The following is a 21,145-nucleotide window of genomic DNA, read 5'->3' as shown; positions in this document are numbered from 1 at the left end:
TTCTCCGGTGGCGTTGGGCGTGCACGCACCCAGGCCGCTGGACCCGGCCCCTACGCGGCGTCGTCCGGCCATGGTCGAAGGATCGTCGGAAGAAGGTGTTCCGACGCCGGGTGAAGCTGTCCGGTGAGGGCGGTATAGACCGGCTGGTCCCGCCCGAGCCGGAACAGCGGACAGCTCCTGATCGGAGCATCTGCGCTGCCGCTGCGGCCAGTGCCGGGCCGGGGTGGGCGTCAGTCCGCGTATCCCATCTCGCGCAGATGCCGCCACATCCTGGCCCCGGCGGCATCCGAGGCGGCCCGGATGTCGGTGAGGGACTCGGCGTACTTCTCCTCCCATATCCGGTACCGGTCGTGAAGCTGTCCCCGGCGCGTGCGCAGCCGCTGCTCGACTTCGTCCCGGAGCCGATCGTGCAAGATCTCGCGGACGAGCTGACGCTCACCGCCGCGCGCGTCCAGCGCGGCACGAGCCCGGTCCAGACGCGACCCACCCGGCAATGCGCCCGCCGGCGGGCGGACCTCCGCTTCCAGCTGCTCCAGGTGCAGCCGGGCCGTCCGCACCGCCGTCTTGTCGGCCCTGCGGCCCGAGCCGCTCGCCGCCGTCACGGCGTCGTCGGCTGCACGCAGCTCAGCGGCGAATCCCGGCAACAGGCCACGCACCACGGGTTCCTGGTACACGGCCCGCCGCTCGGCGGCGGACGGACGGAGGACCTTGGAGGTCCGGGCATCCGTCTCCGGCTCCAGCCGGCCGCAGACCTCCTGCAGCCACGCGTCGACCGCCCCCACCCACCCGTGGTGGGCCAGGGAGAAGATGTCGTGGCGCGAGGCGTCCCACCAGGCGGCGAAGGCGCCGACCACCGCGTCGCGATCCAGCGGCCCGACCGGACCGAGGCGCTCCAGCAGCGAGACGCGCAACTCCTCGCGGACGACGCCGACATGCCCGGCCGCCGCCGGACCGCCGACGAGGCCGTCGAGGGCACCTGCCGACTGCTGCCACCAGGCGGCAAGGGCGTCGCGAAAGGCGGACTCACGGGCCGTGGCCAGGAGATCGAGCCGGCCGGCGTCGGGCCGCTCGCCTGGCGGGGGGAAGTCGACGTAGTCCGGATCCACCGGCTGCCGCTCGGCGAACAGATCCGTCACCGCCAGTCCGTACGCGTCCAGCAGATCCTGGTGGGCGGCGATCTCGGCGCGCGGCATCCCGCCGAACAGGTGCGCGCGGACGTCCTGCGGTTCCGGTGCCGGCGTGTTGTCGACGTACCGCCTGATGTTGAGGTTGTCGCCGTTGTCCGCCAGCTCCCGGCGGCCCACAGCGCGGGCGAAGCAGGGGACGTCGGCGGCCGCGTGGAAGACGGCGGCCACCTTCGCGACGTGCTCGGCCAGCATCACGTTGCGGGTGCGCTCAGGTCGGTACTCCTGGTCGGCGTTGATGAACAGCACCTTGCCGCGCAGCTGGGGGCGTTTCGTGCCCGGGGAGCGAAGGACCAGGATGCAGGCGGGGACCCCGGTGTTCGTGAACAGGCCGGACGGCAGGCCGATGACCGCCTCGATCACGTCGGCGTCCAGGAGAGCACCGCGGATCTCGGCTTCCGCGCGGTCGCGGAAGAGCACCCCGTGAGGCAGCACGGTGAAGACGCTGCCGCCGCGGTCGCGGACGGCGTGCAGCATGTGCTGCACGAACATCCAGTCGGCCCGCCCCTTCTCGGGAGCCATCCCGTACGGCATGCGTTCGCCGGCCTCGGCGAGCGAGGCCCGGGAGTAGTCCAAGGAGAACGGCGGGTTGCTCAGCACCAGATCGAAGCCGCTGCCGTGCTGGGGGTCGGCCAGGGTGTCCCCGGTGCGGAGGTCGAAGTTCCGCACGCCGTGCATCATCAAGTTCAGTGCCGCCATCGCGGTGGCCCGTGCATTGACATCCTGGCCGGCCAGCGCGAGCTTGCCGGCGTCACCGGTGTGCTCGGCCACGTGCTGGGCGACCTGGATGAGCATCCCTGCGGAGCCCACGCACGGGTCGTAGACGCGGGCGTCGGCGGCTGGCCGGGCCAGCTCCGTCATCAGCCGGACCACCGATGCGGGGGTGTAGAACTCGCCGCCGGTCGCGGCCGAGGCGAACCTGCCCAGGAGAGTTTCATAAGCGGCGCCGAGCACATCCGGGTACGCCAGCGCCGCCTTGTGCAAGGGCACAGACGAAAGCCGGTCGACCAGGGCCCGCAGCAGCCGGTCGGCCTGACCGTGCTGGCGAGCGCCCAGCCGCGTGAAGTCCAGGTGCGCGAACGCGCTGGCGAGCTGGGGGTGCGCAGCCGCCATGGCGTGAAGCGCGGGAGCCAAGCAGCTCTCCGCGATGTGATCGGTGGCGGCCGCGATCCGATCCCACCGGGCCTGCGGCGGGACGTACAGACTTCCCGCCCGGGCGTGGGCCTCGGGGGAGTCGGCAAGGAGCGACGTCTGTGCGGGCCCGCTGCCCTGGGCTGCCGCAGCGGCAGACAGCCGCTTCCGGACGGCGCCGAACTCGTCGCTGGCGTGCTTCAGGAACACGAGCGGCAGCAGATAGTCCTGGTACTCGTGCGGGCTCAGCGCGCCGCGCAGTACCTCGGTGGCGGCCAACAGGTGCCGTTCGAGCTGGGCAAGGGAGATGGGCACAGGGTTCCTCAACGGGGATCAGCCGTGCCGGCGAAGCCGGGCGCGGAAGGGTCAGGCGCCGCAGGCCGGGAACGGCTGTCCGCCGTTCCCGCGCAGGGGCATGCGTGCGTCTGAGGGCATAAGGGCAGGTGGGACGAGCACCAACAGCAGCGAAGACATGGAGAGATGACGCGCGAAGGCGCGGGCCCCGAAACCTCGACAGTTAAAATACATCGTGAAGATGGATTATGCAACGCACGATTGGAGTGGGGTAGCTCAACCGTGCGCGGGCATGGCCGTTCACCGCACCGAGGGCGCCGACAAGAGGAGAGCAAGATGTGCTTGCCGGGAGTGGGCAGAGCCGCTGCCGGAGAGAATGGCGGTCATGTCACTCTCTCTGGCGAGCACCGTGGAGACGGTCGCCCGGCTGCTGGATACCTGCGGGCCGATGGAGCCCCTGCGGCTGAGCCTGAGCGCGCGGGATGTCCAGGCGGAGGTGTGCGGGACGGAACGGGATGCCTCGGCGAGCCTGGTGCGGCTCGCCGAGGCGACGGGCGCAGACCTGTACGCCTCGCCATACGGGGGGACCTCATCGTTGACCGCCGACCTCGGCGCATCCTTGGTCCTCGTTGCCGCCGTCGCTCCACCTGTCGACGGCGGCGGCACGGCCGGCCGTGCAACCTCGACCCGGGCCGCGGCGGACCTCCTGCGGTCCCTTGCGCCCTGGGCCAGCGGGCTGGACCACGTACTGCTGCCCGAGGCGGAGCTGTGGGTGGAGGACCTCGGCGGCTCCTTCACGGTGCGCCTGCTGACGACGGCGGGACCGAGCAGCGACCTCGAGACCGTCGCCGCGGCCGCGGGCGACGGCCTCGACCGGCCCAGGACCTGGTGCACCGACAGCGGCATCGACGGCGAGGGACATCTGCCTTGCGGCCGCCGCGTGCAGTTCGGCGTCGTGGCTCTGTCGTAGGAGGAGTTCTTCTCCCGGCCGAGGGCTACCCCTGGTCCGGGACGACCACGTGGCCGAAGCCCATGGTCTGGGGCCGGGTGTGATAGCCGAAGGCGTTCAGGATGCTGCCCAGGGCGAGGTGCATCGTCGCGCGCGTGGTCTCGTGGCGCACAATGACGTCCTCCGCCTTCCGGCCGGCGTCCTTCATGTCCGCGGCCGCCTCGTCCAGCCGGTCGTGTGTGCGCCAGGCGACGTGCACCTGATGACAGTCGACGAAGACGAGTACGCCGCCCTCCTCGTCGTCGTGCCGCTCGGGCGGCACCGGCGCGAAGCCCGCGCTCTCCAGATCGAACCGCACGCGGGCCGCGAGCTCCTCCAGCTCTGCGTCGGTGGGCACAAGCATCGCTCAACTCCTTCGATCATGGCGGCATCGCCCCGGACGGTCATCATGGCGCGTTGGCAACACCCAGGTGACGCCGGCGGCATAGGACCGGCCGGTCCCTCAACGTGGCGGGAGCCAAGTCCGGTTGGGTGCGTCGGGCGCTGCGCGCCGTCGTCGGCGCCGTTGCCCCTGCACGGCCTCAGCCAGTGCCGGCCTGGCCGGCCGTTCGGAGGTTCTCGGCCTCGGTCTCGGCGCAGTAGCGGCCGATGAGTATCCACAACGGCAGGGACAGCCCCGGGAGTTCGCTGGCCAGGAGTCGGGCAGCCTCATGGATCGCGTGCTGGGCCTGGGCGATGTCCATCGTGTCGCTGCCGCGCCGCGCCCGCCCCAGCGACCTCCCGGCGGACAGGATGTGCTCGTGGGCCTCGCGGCTGATCGACTCCACTCGCATGGGACTGCCCGGGGTGAACAGCGACGGAGAGCGGGGCGAGGGGTCGAAGACGGCCGCACGGGTGCGGCTGTAGCGCGTGGCCCGCAGTTCGACCATGTACACAACCGCCGCGTGCCAGCAGGCGGGATCCGGCTCGCCGGTGCGCGCTGCGAAGGTGGTGATGGCCCGGTCGGTGCTGGCCTCGGCACTGTCCAGGGAGCCGTCGCCGCCACCGAGCCGGAAGTCCTCCAGCTTCTGGGCGGACTCGATCACGTGGACGTGCGCGGACCGGGCGTAGTCCTCAAGGCTCCGGCGCATGAGGATGTCGCCGTCCTCCACGAGGATCCGCGACCCTGGCACGGCCGGTTCACCGGGTTCTGCCGGAAGGTCGGGGCGGGGCGGGAAGGACATGGTCGTGTGGCTCCTTGCGGTCGTAGCGGGGGAGAAGGCGGCGCCGCGCGCCGTTCCGGCCGGGGTCGGCCGTCAGCCGGGTAGGGGGTAGGTCTCGATGTCCTCGACGGGCGGCTCGTCCGCAGCGGGGTCGTGCTGCCAGTAGCGGAAGCGGTAGTGCTGCGGCGAGTCCGCGGGGTGCTCGGGGACCGTCGTGATCGTGGCGGTGCAGTTCAGGAACCGGCGTCCCCCGGCGTAGGCGTAGCCGTGATGGCTCTCGTCGTGGACGCTGAAGACCTGGGGGTGGATCGAGCCGGGCGGCAGGATCCGGAAGGACAGCCGCTGCCGCCGGCGGGCCCTGCTGTATGCGGCCTCACGCGACCAGTGATCGCTGAACCAGGCCAGCGTGTGCACCTCGATGCGGTCGGGGGTGATCAGAAGGAAAACCGGGTCAGTGGCGCCGGCACGGCCGATCGCGCCGAGGAGCGAGGCGGACGCGATCGCCGTGGCCGGGTGGGCGCTGCCCGGGGCGCCGGACGCACGCGAGGGCATGGGCTGACCGTTCGGGGAAGCGGGGGAGTGGTCAGTCACAGCCGCACTCACAGCCCTGGTCCGCGGTCAGCAGGAGCGCGGGCACGTAGTAGGTGTCGTCCGCGCCGCCGCGCAGATCGGCGGGGAGGTCGTCGAAGCCGATACCGCACGCCCACAGCGTGGCGATGACGTCGTTCAGCTCCTTCACGCGCGCGAGGGCACCCTCGGGCCAGCGTTCTTGCAGATGGGCGGGCAACTGCGGAAGGGGCGCGGTGTCCAGCCCGAACTCGCTCACTGTGCTGCCGCCGGCCCCGACCAGACGCGCGGCGACGAACCCGCCGTGCTTCTCGGCAAGGACCAGAGCAAGCGCCGCCGGGAAGAGGGCCTGCAGTGTCTCGACCAGGTCTGTGGCCACACGGGCGGCCGCATCGCGCTGCTGCCGGTGGAGATCGTTCAGGCGGGACCAGGCCGTCTGGCCGGCCTTCTGCGCCTGACCGCGGTCCTGTTCGAGGGCTTCGGCGATCCGCACGGCAGCGCGGCGGGCCTCGGGCTCCTCCGGGATGTGTCCGTCGTCGTCGGCGGCGTGCGCCATGAACCGTGCGATCTCACCGCGGGTGCGCGCGCCGAGCGGCGCGTCGTCCCGCACACGCTCGGCCGCTGCGTTGATGAAGTCGGACTTGGACAAGGAGACCCCTCCCAGGGGACGTTCGGACAATCAGGGAAAGCACAATACATCGTGAAAGTAGAATAAGGAACAGCTATAGTACATCGCGAAACAAGATCAAGAATTGACGCCCTCTCGGCGGGTGCGTTAGATTCGCGTTAGATTCGGTGACTGGAGGTAGACGATGCTCGACTCCGTGGAGGCGGTGCTCGCGCGGCTCCCCATGGACGGGCCCGTGCCGCCACTGCCGCCCCCGGCGGAGCGCGCCCGGCTCCGCGAGGCGTTCGGGTGGACCAAGACCCAGCTCGGCACGGCGCTGGAGGTGTCGCGCGAGACCGTGTGGACCTGGGAGAAGGAGCCGCCCCGCGCGCCCCGCGGCGCCAAGGGCCAGCTGTATGCGCGGATCCTCGCCTACTTCGCCGCCGAACTCACCCGCGCCGCAGATCCCGTCCCGGCCCCGCTCGAGCCCGCGCCCGTAACCGTGGCCGCAGCCGCGACTCCGGCGCCGGCCGACGCAGGTGAGGACCAGCCCCTCCAGCTCGGCTTCGACATCGAGGACCCGCCCGACCTGAACTGGGACCCGCTCCCCGTGCCGGCGGCCGTCCCCGAGTCTGCCGTCGGGTTCGACGCCCCCGGCTCCTGGACCGAACTGCCCGAGGGCGTCACCCGCCCTTGTCTCCGGTGCGGGGGGCCCACCACCTTCCTCGTCGACGGCCAGCCCCGCCATGTCTACCTGGAAGTCCACTCCCGCATGGGCATGCCGCGATGCGGCAGCCACCTGGCCGCCACCCGGGCGCCCGCAGCCGCGGACCACCATCTTCCCGCCCCCGCCCTGGCCGTTGCTCAACCGCCCTCCGCACCGGTCGCATCCGGCGAGACGGTCACCGCTGCGCCGGCGCCGACCCCGGAACCGACGGCTCCCGAACCGGAGCCGGTGGCGGCCCCCGCGCCCGCCCGCCCGGCGGCCCCCGCCCGCCGCCCGGCCGCCGCACCGTCGTCCTCCCGGCGCAAGGCCGCGCGGAAGCCGGCCGAGAAGCCGGTGGCACCCGAGCACGCCGACGGTCCGCTCGCCGTCCTCGACATCACCGACGGCGCGCTGACCGCACACCTCATCGACGGCCGCACCGTGCCGTGCCCCGCCAGGACCCTCCAGGCCCTGGCCGCCTGGTCCCTGGACAAGAAGAAGATCCGCCTCGGCGCGGCCAAGCTCCACGACAACGGCTTCGACCAGGACCCGCTCCTCGTCCTCACCACCGCGGCCGTGGAGCACTTCGGCCTGCCGGTCCATCTGGAGGACCAGGAAGACCTCCGCCTGTCCGCCGACCACAAGGTCGTCAAGAACCTCACGCGCGCCGGCTGGGAGCTGACCAAGTCCGGCTTCGGCCCCTGGCCGCGGATCTTCAAGCGCCTCGACGGCAAGCGCCACTGCGTCCAGCTCGCTCTCCTGCCCTGGCGCGCCCTGGAGACCCGGGCCTGGGGGACGGCCGGCGACCTTCCCGCGCCCGAACTCACCCGGCTGCTGGGCACCTTCGCCCGCATGGTGATCACGCCCCGCGGCACCGTCGCCGTCACCGCCGAAGAGCTCATGACCGCGGTGCGCCCGCCCACCAAAGCCGTCTGGAGCGACGAGGAGAACAAGTACGTCTCGGCCAAGGTCCCCGACACCCTGCACACCGTCGTCGACCCGGCGCCGTGCGAGGCCCCCGAAGAACACCCCCTCGTGGCGGCCGACTACCCGGAGGAAGGGTCCCGGCCCGCCAGCGAGGCCCTCGACGAGGAAGCCTGCATCTGGATCCGGCCCATCCACATGGTCACCGACGACGAACGGGCCCGCCCCAACGTCGCCGCCCTCGACGTGTCGGTCGCCTTCCTCGCGGCCTGCCGCCGCCTCCACGTCGGGACCGGCCCGGCCATCCACCGTCCCCACCACCCCGACTTCGACCCCGACCTGCCCGGCTCCTGGTACCTGGACCTCTCCCACGCGGAATTCGACCCCCGCCTGCCCAACCCCTTCACCTCCAGCGGCCAGCGGCCCGAAGGCCCCGCTTGGTACGCCACCCCTACGGTCGCCTACGCGATCGAACTCGGCGTCGAGGTCCGTCCGATCGAAGCCTGGGTCCGCACCACGCACAGCCCCTACCTCCAGCTCTGGTACGAGAGGCTGCGCGCCGCCTACCTGTCCGCGATGCACGATCTCGGCGTCACCGCCGACCTCGACGACGAGGCGTTCATCGCCGCCATGGCCACCTACAAGGACGGCGACCCGGCCCTGGTCACCCTGGTCAACGCGATCAAGGCGACGGCGAAATCGGGCATCGGCAAGCTCCGCCAGCGCCCCAACCTCGGCGTCGACCACGTCTTCGGCGACCCGTGGCCTGCGCTCAAGCGCGTGACCTGGCGGCCCGACATCCGCGCCGCCGTCCTGTCGAAGGCGCGCACCAACATGCACCGCAAGATGCGCAACCTCGCCGACACCGCCGACCGCTGGCCGCTCGCCGTCAACAACGACTGCGTCGTCTACGCGACCGACGGCCTCTCCCCACTGCCCGTCCTGCTCGGCCCCGACGGGCAGCCGATCCGCGGCGGCTTCCGCCTCGGCGTCAACCCCGGCTCCGTCAAGCCCCAGGGCTCCCAGACCATGACCTGGGCGCTGGACCTGCTCGCCGCCGAGGTGAACATCGCCAACGAGATCAAGGACGCCTCGCTCGTCCGCGTGGCCTGAGACCCGAAAGAGACTGACTGATCGTGGGACTGATCGAAGACCGCCTGGAGGAGGCCGCCGAGACGGCCTACTCCCAGCCGATCCCCAAGACCCTCGGCGCGCGGATCCGCTTCCTGCTCAAGCAGGAAAAGGGCGTCAGCCGCGCCGAAGCGGCCCGCGCGGTCGCCGAGAAGATCGGCAAGAGCCAGCGCACCGTCGAGCGCTATCGCGACGACCAGATCAAGACGACCAAGCCGGAGACCGCCACCGTCATCGAGGCGGAGGTGAAGAAGCTCTGGCAGCCGATCGTCAAGGCGAAGAAGCTCCAGGCCGCCATCACCACCGCCGGCATCAAGGTCGACGTCCGCGGCAAGTTCGGCTTCACCTCCCCGCGCGGCACCACCAACGACCCCCGATACCGGCGCCTGTCCCGCCGCCTGGACGCGGACACCACACGCGCCCTCTACGAGGCCAAACAGGCCGGCGCCAGCGAAGACGAACTCGCCCAGATCGTCGCCGACGGGCTGCGCGACGACTACTTCACCGACGGCGGCACCCGCGCCCAGACCCTCCAGCAGGTCGAGCTGAAAACAGTCGACCACATCCGCTTCCAGCTGGGCTGAACCCATCGCCCACCACCGGGCTGAAAGGCCGACCACCACGTGTCCGCGACCACCACCGCCCCGCCCCCGAAAGTGCGGCTGTTCAAGCACCAGTCCCAGGCCGTCCATGCCGCCCTCACCGCGCTGCGCCACACCGCCCGCACCTCCATCGTGATGGCTTGCGGCACCGGCAAGACCTACGTCGCCGCACGCACCGCAGCGCGCGTCGCCCCCCAGGGCACCCGCCTGGTGCTGCTGCCCACCCTGGAACTCCTCGCCCAGACCATCGACGACTGGCGCACCGCCGGCATGACCGGCCCCGTCCTCGCCCTGTGCTCCAAGCGCCCCAACACCACCAGCGAATCCGTCGCCTTCACCACCGCTCCGTACGCGCTGACCGCCGCGGTCCACCAGAACCCCGGCCTCACCGTCTTCGCCACCTACCACTCCCTGCCCCGGGTCCGGCAAGCCCACCGTGACTACGCCCTGCCGCCGTGGTCACTGATCGCCGTCGACGAAGCCCACCGCACCAGCGGCCACCTCGGCAAACGCTGGGCAGCCGTCCACGACGACGAACTGGTGCCCGCGCACAAGCGCCTCTACCTCACCGCCACACCAAGGATCTGGTCCGCCGGCGAACCCTCCGAGGACGAGGACGCCTCCCTCGTCGCCTCCATGGACGACCCCGCCCTCTACGGCGAGACCTGCTACCGCCTCCCGCTCGCCGAGGCCATCGATATGGACCTGCTCGCCGACTACCGCATTGTCGTCATGGAGGTGAACGAGGCCACCATCCGCACCCGCCTGGGCATCTCCGACCGGGCCACCGAGGCCGAGCTGCGCCAGGCCGCCCTCCAGATCGCGGTCCTGCGCGCCATGGCCGAACTCGACCTGCGCCGCGTCGTCTCCTTCCACCACCGCATCGCCGACGCCCACGACTTCGCCGCATCCCTGCCCGAAGCCGCGAGACTTCTCTACGCCCTCGACGAGACAGGCACCGGCTGCCCCGACCCGGGCGAACTGTGGGCGGCCGCGCTCGACGGCACCCAGGACCCCGCCTGGCGCCGATACCTCCTGGACTGCTTCGACGGCCGCCCCGGCCAGGACCTGGCGCCCGCCCACCGCACCGTGATCGCCAACGCCCGCCTCCTCGGCGAAGGCGTCAACATCCCCTCGATCGACACCGTGGTCTTCGCCGACCCCAAGGAATCGATCGTCGACACCGTCCAGGCCGTCGGCCGCGCCCTGCGGCAAAAGCCCGGCCAGGGCAAGAAGGCCACCCTGATCATTCCCGTGTACGTCGCGCCCGGCGAGGACGCCGACGATCTCCTCGGATCCAACCTCTACAAGCCGCTCTGGCGCGTCCTGCAGGCCCTTCGCGCCCACGACGACCGCATCGCCGACCGGCTCGCCGTCCCCCAGCAGCCCTCCAACCCGGAACCCGACGACGAAGACGAGGAAGGCGTCCCCCTCGACGTCGTCTTCGACCGGCCCTTCCCTCCGGACACCATCGCCCAGGCCTTCAAACTGCGCGTCCTCCACCCCCGCGACGCGTCCTTCCGCCGCGGCCTGGAAGCCGCCACCGCCTACTACGACCACCACGGCCACCTCGACGTCCCCCAGCTGCACGACGACGAGAACGCCTTCGCCCTCGGCCGCTGGATCAACCGCATGCGCAAGGCGTACGTGGCCGGCACTCTCAAGCGCTCCCAGATCAGGGCCCTCGAGAACATCGGCATGATCTGGAACCTCCACGCCCAGGCTGCCGAACGGGGCCTGCTCCACGCCCGCAACTGGGCCGCCACGCACGGCCACCTCGCCGTCGCCACCAGCGAGATGATCGGAGACTTCGCATTCGGCCGGTGGCTCACCAACCGCCGACGGGCCGCCCGGGAGCGCGCGGACAAGGGGCTGGAGCCCGATCCCACCGATCTCGCGCTCGCCGAACTCGACCCGTACTGGAACCCGCTCTGGTCGATTACCTGGCAGCGCCTCTACTACACCGCCCGCACCTATGCCGAGGCCAGCATCACCCTCGACGACCTGCCCGCCGACTTCCTCACCGACGACGACGAACCCCTCGGAGAGTGGGTGCGCACCCAGAGCACCGAGTTCGCCGAACTCCACCCCGAACAGATCCAACTCGTCCGCGACCTCAGCATCACCCTGATCGAACCACCCGCCGACGAGCCGGCGCTGCCCACCGGCCGCGCCGCCCGCCAGCAGCGCCAGCTCGAGAAGGGCCTCGCGGCCGTCGAAGCCTTCCGCGCCCGCGAAGGCCACCTCCACATCCGCCAGCGCGACACCGTCGTCCTCGACGGCACGGAGTTCAAGGTCGGCCAGTGGGTCAACAACCTCCGCAAGCGCTGGGACTCCCTGCCCGACCACCACCTCCAGGCCGTCACCGCAGTAGGACTGACTCGGCACGCGCACCAGGACGCGCCGGCTCCCACGCCAGGAGCTGGGCCTACCGAGAACTGATGGACCCGCTCGCAGCGCCGGGTAACCCTTTGAAACGGTGTGGCGTCCTACACCCGTCACCGTGAGCAGCGACACTCGCGCCATGACCTCTCCGACACTACGGGTGCTCCCCGCTGCTCACGTCGCCCTGAACGTTCTCCTTGCTGCCCGGCCCGCCTGGAGACACGGCATCGGGGTGTCGACGCTTTCGGACTGGACCACCACCGACACCAGCTGGTTCCTCGTCCTTGACCGAGACGACTTGGAAGAGACGGTGTGCCCCGCCGAGATCAGCGTGGAAGAAGAGCAGATCACGATCACCCACACCCGCGCGCTCGGCCGCCACCCGGGCTTCGAGCAGCAGGCCGTCGCGACAACCGTCCCCCTCACGCCCCGCGGCATCGAGCACCTGCTGCTCCTGCTGCCGGCCATCGAGACTGCCGGTTCCCACTCGGTACTCACGGCCACGTAAGGAGTCCCAACGACAGTGACCTGCCCGGCCCCGTAACCACCGCCGGGCGTCGGGGCCCCGCCTGCGTCCGGAGGATAGGCGGGGCCCGGATGGGGGAGAGAGAAGGCGGCGTAACCACCAGGGGAGGGGGGCACAGGATGGGCACGGTGCTGTTGGCGGCGTTAGTCGCAGCCGTACTCGCTGTCGTCGTCACGGGTCTCGTGCGCGCCGGGCGGCGCGAGGCACGGGCGGAGAAGCAGCGGCTCGCCGAGGACGCGCAGCTCCAAGCCCGGCGCTCCTTGGCTGCGGTGTGGACGATGGACGACCGCGCTTTTGAGGAGTACGTCGCCGAGCTGTGCCGCCGCGACGGCTGTACCAAGGTGGAGCGCGTGGGCGGCTCAGGCGACCTCGGCGCCGACGTGATCGGCCACCTGCCCGACGGTAGGAAGATCGTCGTGCAGTGCAAGAGGTTCGCCAAGCATCGCTCGGTGGGAAGCCGCGACATCCAGACGTTCAACGGCACCGCACGCGCCGAACACGGCGCGGACGTACCGGTGTTCGTGGCGTCCTGCGTCTTTACCCGTCCGGCCCGGGACTTCGCCGCGCGACACGGCCTGTGCCTCGTTGACGTCGATCTCCTCGGCTTCTGGAACAGCGGAACCACCCTCAGCTCCCTGGTGGAACTCGACATCGGCCGGTCCGGGACCAACCGCAAACTCAGCCCCGACCACGACTGACGAGGACCCCACCGTGCAGGACACCGACACCTTCATCCACGCGTGGCGCATCGAGGAGCGCGAGTACCGGCGCCAGCAGGAGCGCCGCGGCCGCCGCTTCGCCTACCCGCGCCTTACAGCCGCCCGCACCGCCCTGGTCGTCATCGACATGGTGCCGTTCTTCGTCGATGCCAACCCCTACGCCCGCGGCATTGCCCCGAACATCCAGCAGCTCGCCGACCGGCTGCGGGCGGTCGGCGGGACCGTCGCCTGGGTCCTGCCCGCGCGCACCGAACGCACCCCGGTCGGCGACGAGTTCCACGGCCCCGAGGCCGCCGAGATGTTCCGCAACTCCGGCGGCACCGGACCGCTTCCCGGCCGGCTGTGGCCGGGCTTCGCCACTGCACCGGACGACATCTTCGCGGAGAAGAGCGCGCCGAGCGCCTTCTTCCCCGGCCGCTGCCCGCTCCCGGACCTCCTCCAGGAACGCGGCATCGACACCGTTCTGATCACGGGCACGGTCACCCAGGTGTGCTGCGAATCTTCGGCCCGCGACGCATTCACCCTCGGCTACCGGGTTGTGATGGTCGCCGACGCCAACGCGACCGGCCGCGACCAGGACCACAACGCCACACTTGCCACGATCTACCGCTCCTTCGGCGACGTACGCCCCACAGCAGAGGTCCTCGATCTGATCGACGACGCGCCGGCGCCCTGAGAACCCCGCCGACGCATCCCGGACCCCGGCGAGCAGCCAACTGCCCGCCAGCGGACGGGGATCGCGCATGACACCCGGCCAGGGCCGGGTAGAGGGGCGGGTGGGCAGAATCATGAAGCGGGGGAGGCAAGCAGAGGTGACGCGAGGCGACGAGGACCTCCCGTTCCAAGGACTGATCCTGGACTTCGCGGGAGTACTCACCGAGGGAGTGGACAGCGCCCACCGGAGCTGGTGCCAAGCTCAGGGACTGGCGGAGTCCGCGTGGGAGAACACCTTGGAGGACCATCCCGAGGGCCGCGAGCTGTACAAGGCCCTGGAGAGCGGGCGGATGACGCAGACCGAGTGGAACCGCCGCACCGCCGCGCTCCTTGGTGTCGCTGACCACCAGAACTTGATGGGCCGGGCCTGGGGCACCGTCCGCCCGGCCACGGGGATGATCACCTTGGCCCGGGCCGCGCGCCAGGCCGGCTGCGCCGTGGCTCTGCTGTCGAACTCCTTCGGCCTCGATCCGTACGACCCGTACCGACAACTCGGGGTGTGGGACTTGTTCGACGTCACCGTCATCTCCGAACACGAAGGCATCGCCAAACCCGACCCGGCGATCTACCGGACTGTCCTGGATCGACTCGGACTGCCCGGCTCCGCCTGCGTGTTCGTCGACGACCGCCTCGACAACCTCGTCCCGGCCGCCGCGCTCGGCATCACCACGGTGCACGCCGACGGCCGCGACACCGTCCTGGCGCACCTGGCCCAGTTGCTGAGACTGCCAGCGGGCCTTCACTGACCCATCGACCTACCGCTGCGGATGGAGCCAGCTGCTCCCGCCCCGACACGGCTGTCGACGACACCGTCAGGATTCCGCGGACTGCGGGGTCCGTGCACTGTCGAACGCCAGGACCTCCTCGCGGATCCGGCGCAGGTGCGAGGCGGACATGTGCCCGCCGCACAATCTCACGTTGATGCCCTCCTTGCGCATATCCCGCAGCACACCGAAGGCCTCCAGCTGCTGGACGGTCCTCTCGCATGCGGCGTCAGAGGCGCAAGGAGATGTCGAGGTGGTGCCCAGGTAGGCGTTCAGCTCGGCGCGTTCTTCGGGACCCAGCGCGATGCGATGGCCCGCTACGGCTGCCGGAAGCCACGACGGTGCGGGACCCAGGTGGCGCAGGTCCAGGCCCAGCCCCTTCAGCGCCGTCCGGATCCGTTCAGCGCGTCGCGCCACCAGGGCATCGGCCACGGCGACCTCAGGCTCCGCCGGAACTGATGCAGCGGGCGCTGCGTGGGCGACGGACGAAGGAGACGAGGCGAACCGGCGGCGGAGCTTTTTGTACATTGCTCCGATAATGCCATTTCGTTCCGGCCGGCCACTGGCCAGCCCGCGGCACGACGTCGCCGACACGGCACTGTCGTAGGGCAGTGGCAGGATGTGAGGGTCGCGCCCTTGCCCAGGTCACATGGTCAGGGGGATCCACAGATTGGGAGAGCAAGATCATGAACCGCAGTGAGCTCGTGGCAGCCCTTGCCGACCGCGCCGAGGTGACCCGCAAGGACGCTGACGCAGTGCTGGCCGCGCTCGCCGAGACCGTCGGCGACGTCGTCGCCAAGGGCGACGAGAAGGTCACCATCCCCGGCTTCCTGACCTTCGAACGCACTCACCGCGCCGCTCGTACCGCCCGCAACCCCCAGACCGGTGATCCGATCGAGATCCCGGCCGGCTACAGCGTGAAGGTTTCGGCTGGCTCCAAGCTCAAGGACGCCGCCAAGGGAAAGTGAGCCCACCGCCGCACGACACGGGCACCGGGCGAAAGATCTGGATTCCGGGCCGTGCCCCGGGGTAGAACGGATCCGGCCGCCGCCATCAGGCAGCGGCCCCCAGACACCCCAGCCGAGCATCCTCGGCGACAGCGAAGGACGCAGTATGGCCAGCGGCACCGTGAAGTGGTTCAACTCCGAAAAGGGATTCGGCTTCATCTCCCAGGACGGCGGCGGGCCGGACGTCTTCGCGCATTACTCCAACATTTCCGGCCAGGGCTTCAAGGAATTGACCGAGGGCGAGAAGGTCACCTTCGACATCACCCAGGGCCAGAAGGGCCCCCAGGCCGAGAACATCGTCCGCAGCTGACACCGGGGCGCGCTTGCACCCTCCGTCGGAGCCCCTGTGTAGAGTGGCACCACCGACGCGGGGTGGAGCAGCTCGGTAGCTCGCTGGGCTCATAACCCAGAGGTCGCAGGTTCAAATCCTGTCCCCGCTACGAAACGAAGGGACTCGGCGCCAGCCGGGTCCCTTCGCTCTTCCTTGTCCCGAGCGTCAGGCGCCAGGGGTCCTGAGACGTCACTCCAGAGGAACAGCACAGACCGGGGAGCCGTGGCGCAGTTGAACGGCGGCGGCGGTCGCCAGGGCCGACTTCACCACCCCGGCGTGACCTCCGATGACGATCCGGGCATCGTCCAGCGTGCCGAGATCGGCGTCGATCACGACACCTCGACCGCAGACCTCGAGTTCGTACTGGCCGGGGCCCTGCTCGCGCACCCGATAGCTCTGCGCGCCCAGTTCGCACTCCCAGGTCCCAGGCACGGACTCGGCCAGGTCGACGAGGGTGCGGATCTGGTCCAGCGGACTGGCCACGATCGGGTGGACCTCATCGGCATGTTCCTCGAAGGCCCGCCTCGCGAGAAGGGCGAAGCGATACCGCCCCACCTCCCCGCACTCCGGGCACCGGAGGATGAACACGTCCGGGCCGTCGGCCTCCTCCTCATTGAGCTCGGTGATCGTCGGCCGCAGCCCGTTCACCACCGGCTCCAGAGCCACAGCCTTGCGTGGTCGTCGGCTCACTGGCCCCTCCGTTTCACGTCCTGTCGATGGCGTCCGCATTCTCCCGCATCGAGAACCTCGCCCGACAAGCAGACGCGATGTCGGCATGAGCACACCGCCAGCAGCCCTAGGGTCCTCGGATATGACGCAGCGCATCAGGATCGCGAGCAGGACCTCGATCATGGCCACCGCCCAAGTCACGTGGCTGATGGGGGAGATCACCCGGACCCGCCCGGACGTCACCTCGGAATTCGTACCGATCACCACGACAGGGGACCGCTGGACCGGCCCCCTGGCCGAGGTCGGCGGCAAGGCCGTGTTCACCAGCGCGGTGACGAGGGCCGTCCTCGACGGCCACGCAGACCTCGCACTGCACTGTTCGAAGGGCATGCCCGGCGACGCGCCCGAACCCGACGGCATGGTGTGCCTGTACCCGCGGCGCGACGATGTCCACGACGTCCTCGTCCACCGTCACGGACACAAGCTGGACGACCTACCGCCCGGCACCCGCATCGGCACCTCGGCCCCACGCCGGATCGCCCAACTGACCGCATCTCACCCGCACCTGGTCCTGGTCCCCGTGCGAGGGAACGCCGACACCAGGCTCGCCTTGGCCCAAGACGGCGAGACCGTCGACGCCGTGATCCTCGCCCGAGCCGGCCTGCGCCGGATCGGACGGGAGGCCGAGGCCACGGAAACCCTGGACATGCACCGGCTGATGCCCGCCCTCGGCGCCGGCCAACTGGCCATGCAGGCCCGGGAAGCCGATCAGACGACCCTGGCGGTCCTGACCCCGCTCACCGACGCGGCCGCCACCCAGGCGGCGACCGCGGAACGCACCCTGCTGCGCGCCCTCGCCGGGCACTGCCATGCCCCCATCGCCGGGCACGCGACCGTCGACGCGCGGGGCGAGGTCTGCCTCGCCGCCCGGGTGTACGCCCCGGATGGCTCCATCGTGCTCGACTCCGGCCGGACCGGACGCGTCCCGGAGGAGGTGGGGGCCGCCGTCGCCGAGGACCTCATCAGCCGCGGCGCGAACGCGGTCCTCGCGGCATCCCGCCGCAGCTGAGAACAGCGGGCAGGACGCCGTCGACCCGCAGCGTACGGGCGCCGGCGCCTGCACAACCGGTGCTCTCCGGGCGTTTACGTATGCTCCGCGGCACCGCGGGCGCTCGCGCCGGCGGTGCCGCGGGCAGAGGGCCCGGGCGTGGATCCGGAACGCAGGGCTGGAGGAACAATGCGCGGCACTACGGTGGCGGGCCGCTACCGGATGGTGGACACCCTCGGCAGCGGAGGCATGGGCGAGGTGTGGCGCACCGAGGACCTCCATGAAGGCCACGAAGTCGCCCTCAAGACCATCACCCTGGACGGCGACCCTGTACGTGAGGCCGCCTTCCGCCGGGAGGCCGGCGTCGCCGCACGTCTGTCCCATCCGCACGTGGTCGCCGTCCGCGACCACGGCACCGCCGACCTCGACGGCCGCCGCGTCCTGTTCCTCGCCATGGACCTCGTCGACGGTCAGGCCCTGAGCACCCGGATCACCGGACCGCTCCCCGTCGCGGACGTCCTGATCTGGGCCGATCAGATCAGCCAGGCTCTTGATGCCGCCCACCACGCCGGGATCGTTCACCGGGACGTCAAGCCGTCCAACGTCCTGATCGACCAGGACGGCGCGGCGATGCTGTGCGACTTCGGCATCGCCCGCCTCCCCGACACCCGCCGGCACACCCTGACCGTCACCGGTGCCGCCATCGGCACCCCCGCCTACATGTCGCCCGAACAGGCCCGCGGCGACAAGACCCTGGGCGCGCCCAGCGACATGTACTCACTGGGTTGCCTGCTCCACGAACTGCTCACTGGCACCACCCCCTTCGACGGAGCCGGCTGGGACGTCCTCCACCAGCACGTCCACGCCGCCCCCGCGCCTCTGTCCACCCTGCGCCCGGGCCTGCCCCGCGAGCTCGAGGACCTGGTCCTGGAGCTCCTGGAAAAGGACCCAGGCCGCCGCCCGACCGCCGCCCAGGTCCTGGCGCGGCTCGCCCGTCTGCACGCCGCCCTGGTCGCCGATGCCAGCGTGCCGACCATCGCCCGGCACCACCGGCCGGTCCCCACCGTCGTGGACGCGGCGCCCTGCAGCAGCGGCGCTCCGCGCGTCACCGGGTGGTTGGCTGGCGCAGTGACCGGCGCCGCGATCACCGGCGAACTCGCCTGGACCACCCCGATGCCGTCCCCGTGGCCGGCCACCCTCGGCACGCTTGCCGGCCTGCTCCTGAGCGCCCTGCACCTCCTCGACGCACCGCAGCCGGCGGCCCGTCAGGAGGAACTGCGGGTCAGCACCGTCGGCCTGTTCACCATGCTCCTGATCGCTCTCGGACTCTCCGTCGGGCTCCTCATCGCACAGCCGAGCATGTGGTGGGCTGCGGTGACCATCGCCTTCCTGGGCGGCCCCGTCCTCGTGGCCTGCACCATCACGGTGAGCCGCGCGGTCCAGCACATGTTGAACCGTCCCACCCGCCCAGCCGAACTCGCTTCGAGCGCCGGGGCCTTCCACACGGCTGCCCTGCTCATCGCCGCCGACCACGCGGGCTTCTCGACGCCCGCGATGCTGGCCGCTGGCCTCGTGCTCTGGCCGACCACGGCACTGATCACCGCGCTGGTCACGTCCCGCAGAAACTCCCAACTAACCCACCAACTGGTACAACTCGCCCCGAGTATCGACACGACCGCAGCATCCCGCTGTGCCGTCAACGCCAAGACCGCCGTTAGCCGGGCATGAAGGGCGCTCGGACTGCTTGATCGATTCGGGCGCCTCCGGTTCCAACGACATCAAGAGGGATGGATCCCGTGCCCGCGAAGGTCACCAAGGACAAAGTGCTGTGCTACGTCGTACGCGAGGGGAAGCTGCTGGTCCTCCGGCACACCGACTACAGCTACGAGGAGGTCGGCATCCAGGTCCCGGCCGGCACCATCCGCGCGGGCGAGACCCCGGAGGCTGCAGCACTGCGGGAGGCCGGCGAGGAGACCGGCCTGAAGGGCTTCAAGATCGTGCGGAAGCTCGGTGAGACCGAGTACGACATCAGCCCGTACCGGTTCGAGGTCCAGCACCGCTATGTCTTCCACCTGGAGCTGGCCGAGCCCACGTTGGAGCGGTGGGCCAGCCAGGAGGAGCACGACGGTGAACAGGAGCCCACTCGGTTCGAGTGCTTCTGGATCCCGCTCGAGGCCGCCCACGTCCTCCAGTCCGGTCAGGGCGCCCTGCTGGGGCGCCTGTACGACTGACCGTCGTCCGGTCGCGGCCCACCGCCGGATGCAGCCGACGTGTCCCGTCAGAACGGCAGGTTGCCCGACGGCCCTCCCGGAGCTTGAAAGCGGGCGCCCATGTTGTCCATGGGATTGAGGTAAACCAGCGCCGTGAACCATGCCGCCGCCTTGCGAGGGTGCTTGAGCTGCAGCAGATTCGCGTAGGCGTACACCGCGCGATGGGCCGGCCGGTTGTCCACTTCCCCGTAGGGCAGCACGTCCTTGAAGGGGTAGGGAAGCGACTGCTGAAGCACGCAGATGCCCGCGGCAGCCCAGGCGAGTCCGGCCTCCAGGTCGCCGCGGACGAGATCGGCCGGGCTCTCTACATCGTTGGGGTCAAACTCGTCGTCCTGGTCGGCGAGGTCGGCCAGCTCATAGGCGATGGTGGTGTAGGCGTCGAGATCGCGTGGGTGCAGCCGGCGGCCCGCGATCGTCACGCATCCCTTCTCATACGCGGCGTCGTACTTCTCATCGGTCTCTTCGTCCGGTGTCCAGACCCGTTCCATGGCCCATTCCGGGCGCGGCGGAAGTTTTGCGATCTTCCGCTCCAGCTTGGACAGGCCGCCCGGCTCGTCCTCGTACTCGGCGTAGTGCGCCGCCGAGTCGAACATGTGGAACTCGGGATCCTGCATCCAGGCCATCAGCGGCCGATCCAGCTTCGCCAGCGCCTCCGCTGCCACGCCGGCCGGCGCCAGCCATGGCATGACGCCCTCCAAGGCCGCCTTCTGCGTCTTCGGATCCAGGCCCACGCTCATCGTCATGGTCGCGAGTATCCGCCGCGGGCGCCTACGCCCGCGGGCACTTGCCGAACAGCCACCCGAATGTGCGGGAAGCAGGGTACTTCGTGACAACGAACATGGGACGGTGGTGTGCTCTTGTGATGGCCGGCGTGAGAAGGACCTGGATATCCGTCGCTCGTGTCAGTACGGCAACTGGCTCAGTGGGCAGAGCGCCTCACTGGGGGCCCTCTTCCGCGTTGCGCGCGGCGAGCTGCACCAACCACTCTTCGTAGGCGGCCAGGTAATCATCAGCAACCACCTTGGCTTTCGTGAGTGCTTCCTCGCTCGGCTCGTTGCCGCCGCCCAACGCGACGTGCTCAAGGGTGCAACACAGCCCGCGCGCGAAGAAGTCGAGCAGCTTCTCCCGCTCCTGCGCCGCCTCTTCCCGCGTCGTGATCGGTTCGGGGGAAACGTGCACCGTATGCCTCCTGTTGGAAAGGCGGCGAGGACGCTGTCGGGACAGCGTGCGCCGACTCGTCGGACGGGTGCGATTCTCCTCCGCCGGCAGCAAGAACCCCTAATCGACTGACATCCTGATGACGAATCTCCGCTGACACTCCCCACCGACTATCACTCGTGCCCTGGGGGATCACGGACCGGTGGTGACTTCGCCAGCGGTCCATCGCCGAAGGGATTGATCCTGCCGCGGCACCG

Annotated in this window: 22 protein-coding genes and 1 tRNA gene; 14 read left to right on the top strand and 9 right to left on the bottom strand. The window is 70.4% G+C overall.

Features of this window, described 5'->3' with window-relative positions:
• Positions 1-230: 230 nt before the first annotated feature.
• The gene (locus tag C1N81_RS02885; protein ID WP_394426397.1) at positions 231-2,630 is read right to left on the bottom strand and encodes an N-6 DNA methylase; all 2,400 of its coding nucleotides are present in this window, start codon (positions 2,628-2,630) and stop codon (positions 231-233) included.
• A 364-nt stretch (positions 2,631-2,994) separates the two neighbouring features.
• On the opposite strand from C1N81_RS02885, the gene C1N81_RS02880 reads away from it, so the two are divergent.
• Positions 2,995-3,579, top strand: coding sequence for a hypothetical protein (locus tag C1N81_RS02880; RefSeq protein WP_394426396.1), 585 nt, complete (start codon positions 2,995-2,997; stop codon positions 3,577-3,579).
• A 25-nt stretch (positions 3,580-3,604) separates the two neighbouring features.
• On the opposite strand, the gene C1N81_RS02875 is transcribed toward C1N81_RS02880, so the two are convergent.
• The 4 genes from C1N81_RS02875 to C1N81_RS02860 all read right to left on the bottom strand — a co-directional run bounded on the left by C1N81_RS02875 (position 3,605) and on the right by C1N81_RS02860 (position 5,976).
• Positions 3,605-3,961: a hypothetical protein gene (locus C1N81_RS02875; protein ID WP_394426395.1), complete on the bottom strand. Its 357-nt coding sequence runs from the start codon at positions 3,959-3,961 to the stop codon at positions 3,605-3,607.
• A gap of 178 nt (positions 3,962-4,139) precedes the next feature.
• A complete protein-coding gene (locus tag C1N81_RS02870) occupies positions 4,140-4,781 on the bottom strand; it encodes a hypothetical protein (protein ID WP_394426393.1) in 642 nt (213 codons plus the stop codon).
• A gap of 72 nt (positions 4,782-4,853) precedes the next feature.
• Positions 4,854-5,312, bottom strand: a complete 459-nt coding sequence (locus tag C1N81_RS02865; protein WP_394426391.1) for a hypothetical protein — start codon at positions 5,310-5,312, stop codon at positions 4,854-4,856.
• A 31-nt stretch (positions 5,313-5,343) separates the two neighbouring features.
• Complete coding sequence (locus C1N81_RS02860) at positions 5,344-5,976, bottom strand: hypothetical protein (protein ID WP_394426388.1); 633 nt, start codon at positions 5,974-5,976, stop codon at positions 5,344-5,346.
• A gap of 163 nt (positions 5,977-6,139) precedes the next feature.
• On the opposite strand from C1N81_RS02860, the gene tap reads away from it, so the two are divergent.
• The 7 genes from tap to C1N81_RS02825 all read left to right on the top strand — a co-directional run bounded on the left by tap (position 6,140) and on the right by C1N81_RS02825 (position 14,387).
• Entirely contained in the window at positions 6,140-8,677 is a 2,538-nt protein-coding gene (gene tap / locus C1N81_RS02855; protein ID WP_394426386.1) for a telomere-associated protein Tap, read from the top strand.
• 23 nt (positions 8,678-8,700) lie between these two features.
• Positions 8,701-9,279 carry a telomere-protecting terminal protein Tpg gene (gene tpg / locus C1N81_RS02850; RefSeq protein WP_364986660.1) on the top strand — a complete coding sequence of 193 codons (579 nt, stop codon included), beginning with the start codon at positions 8,701-8,703 and terminating at the stop codon, positions 9,277-9,279.
• Positions 9,280-9,318: 39 nt separating this feature from the next.
• Positions 9,319-11,739, top strand: a complete 2,421-nt coding sequence (locus tag C1N81_RS02845; RefSeq protein ID WP_394426384.1) for a DEAD/DEAH box helicase — start codon at positions 9,319-9,321, stop codon at positions 11,737-11,739.
• An 82-nt stretch (positions 11,740-11,821) separates the two neighbouring features.
• Positions 11,822-12,190, top strand: coding sequence for a hypothetical protein (locus tag C1N81_RS02840; protein ID WP_394426382.1), 369 nt, complete (start codon positions 11,822-11,824; stop codon positions 12,188-12,190).
• Between the two features lie 137 nt (positions 12,191-12,327).
• A complete protein-coding gene (locus tag C1N81_RS02835; RefSeq protein WP_394426380.1) occupies positions 12,328-12,906 on the top strand; it encodes a restriction endonuclease in 579 nt (192 codons plus the stop codon).
• A gap of 13 nt (positions 12,907-12,919) precedes the next feature.
• Positions 12,920-13,603 carry an isochorismatase family protein gene (locus tag C1N81_RS02830; protein WP_394426378.1) on the top strand — a complete coding sequence of 228 codons (684 nt, stop codon included), beginning with the start codon at positions 12,920-12,922 and terminating at the stop codon, positions 13,601-13,603.
• 112 nt (positions 13,604-13,715) lie between these two features.
• Positions 13,716-14,387, top strand: coding sequence for an HAD family hydrolase (locus C1N81_RS02825; RefSeq protein WP_394426376.1), 672 nt, complete (start codon positions 13,716-13,718; stop codon positions 14,385-14,387).
• A gap of 66 nt (positions 14,388-14,453) precedes the next feature.
• Here the strand turns inward: C1N81_RS02825 and C1N81_RS02820 are convergent, their stop codons facing one another.
• Positions 14,454-14,837: a hypothetical protein gene (locus tag C1N81_RS02820; RefSeq protein ID WP_394426375.1), complete on the bottom strand. Its 384-nt coding sequence runs from the start codon at positions 14,835-14,837 to the stop codon at positions 14,454-14,456.
• 254 nt (positions 14,838-15,091) lie between these two features.
• Here C1N81_RS02820 and C1N81_RS02815 point away from each other — a divergent pair, with 254 nt between their 5' ends.
• The 3 genes from C1N81_RS02815 (at position 15,092) to C1N81_RS02805 (ending at position 15,852) form a co-directional block, all read left to right on the top strand.
• Entirely contained in the window at positions 15,092-15,373 is a 282-nt protein-coding gene (locus C1N81_RS02815; RefSeq protein ID WP_394426373.1) for an HU family DNA-binding protein, read from the top strand.
• Between the two features lie 145 nt (positions 15,374-15,518).
• Positions 15,519-15,722 (top strand): cold-shock protein, encoded by a 204-nt coding sequence (locus C1N81_RS02810; protein WP_394426371.1) that lies wholly within the window; start codon positions 15,519-15,521, stop codon positions 15,720-15,722.
• A gap of 56 nt (positions 15,723-15,778) precedes the next feature.
• A tRNA-Met gene (locus C1N81_RS02805) sits at positions 15,779-15,852 on the top strand.
• An 80-nt stretch (positions 15,853-15,932) separates the two neighbouring features.
• On the opposite strand, the gene C1N81_RS02800 is transcribed toward C1N81_RS02805, so the two are convergent.
• Entirely contained in the window at positions 15,933-16,433 is a 501-nt protein-coding gene (locus tag C1N81_RS02800; RefSeq protein WP_394426369.1) for a hypothetical protein, read from the bottom strand.
• 121 nt (positions 16,434-16,554) lie between these two features.
• Between C1N81_RS02800 and hemC the strand changes: the two genes are divergently transcribed.
• From hemC to C1N81_RS02785, 3 genes are all read left to right on the top strand, one after another.
• Entirely contained in the window at positions 16,555-17,481 is a 927-nt protein-coding gene (gene hemC / locus C1N81_RS02795) for a hydroxymethylbilane synthase (protein WP_394426367.1), read from the top strand.
• A 168-nt stretch (positions 17,482-17,649) separates the two neighbouring features.
• Entirely contained in the window at positions 17,650-19,188 is a 1,539-nt protein-coding gene (locus tag C1N81_RS02790) for a serine/threonine-protein kinase (RefSeq protein WP_394426365.1), read from the top strand.
• A 68-nt stretch (positions 19,189-19,256) separates the two neighbouring features.
• Positions 19,257-19,691 carry an NUDIX hydrolase gene (locus tag C1N81_RS02785; protein ID WP_394426363.1) on the top strand — a complete coding sequence of 145 codons (435 nt, stop codon included), beginning with the start codon at positions 19,257-19,259 and terminating at the stop codon, positions 19,689-19,691.
• Positions 19,692-19,738: 47 nt separating this feature from the next.
• On the opposite strand, the gene C1N81_RS02780 is transcribed toward C1N81_RS02785, so the two are convergent.
• Both C1N81_RS02780 and C1N81_RS02775 read right to left on the bottom strand, forming a co-directional pair.
• Positions 19,739-20,473, bottom strand: a complete 735-nt coding sequence (locus tag C1N81_RS02780) for a hypothetical protein (RefSeq protein WP_394426362.1) — start codon at positions 20,471-20,473, stop codon at positions 19,739-19,741.
• Positions 20,474-20,666: 193 nt separating this feature from the next.
• Entirely contained in the window at positions 20,667-20,909 is a 243-nt protein-coding gene (locus C1N81_RS02775) for a hypothetical protein (RefSeq protein ID WP_394426360.1), read from the bottom strand.
• Positions 20,910-21,145: the final 236 nt, after the last annotated feature.

The sequence above is a fragment of the Streptomyces sp. SGAir0957 genome, from assembly GCF_043523415.1.
Note: the sequence above shows the minus strand (reverse complement) of the source record. Positions and strands in the feature narration are given on the sequence as shown.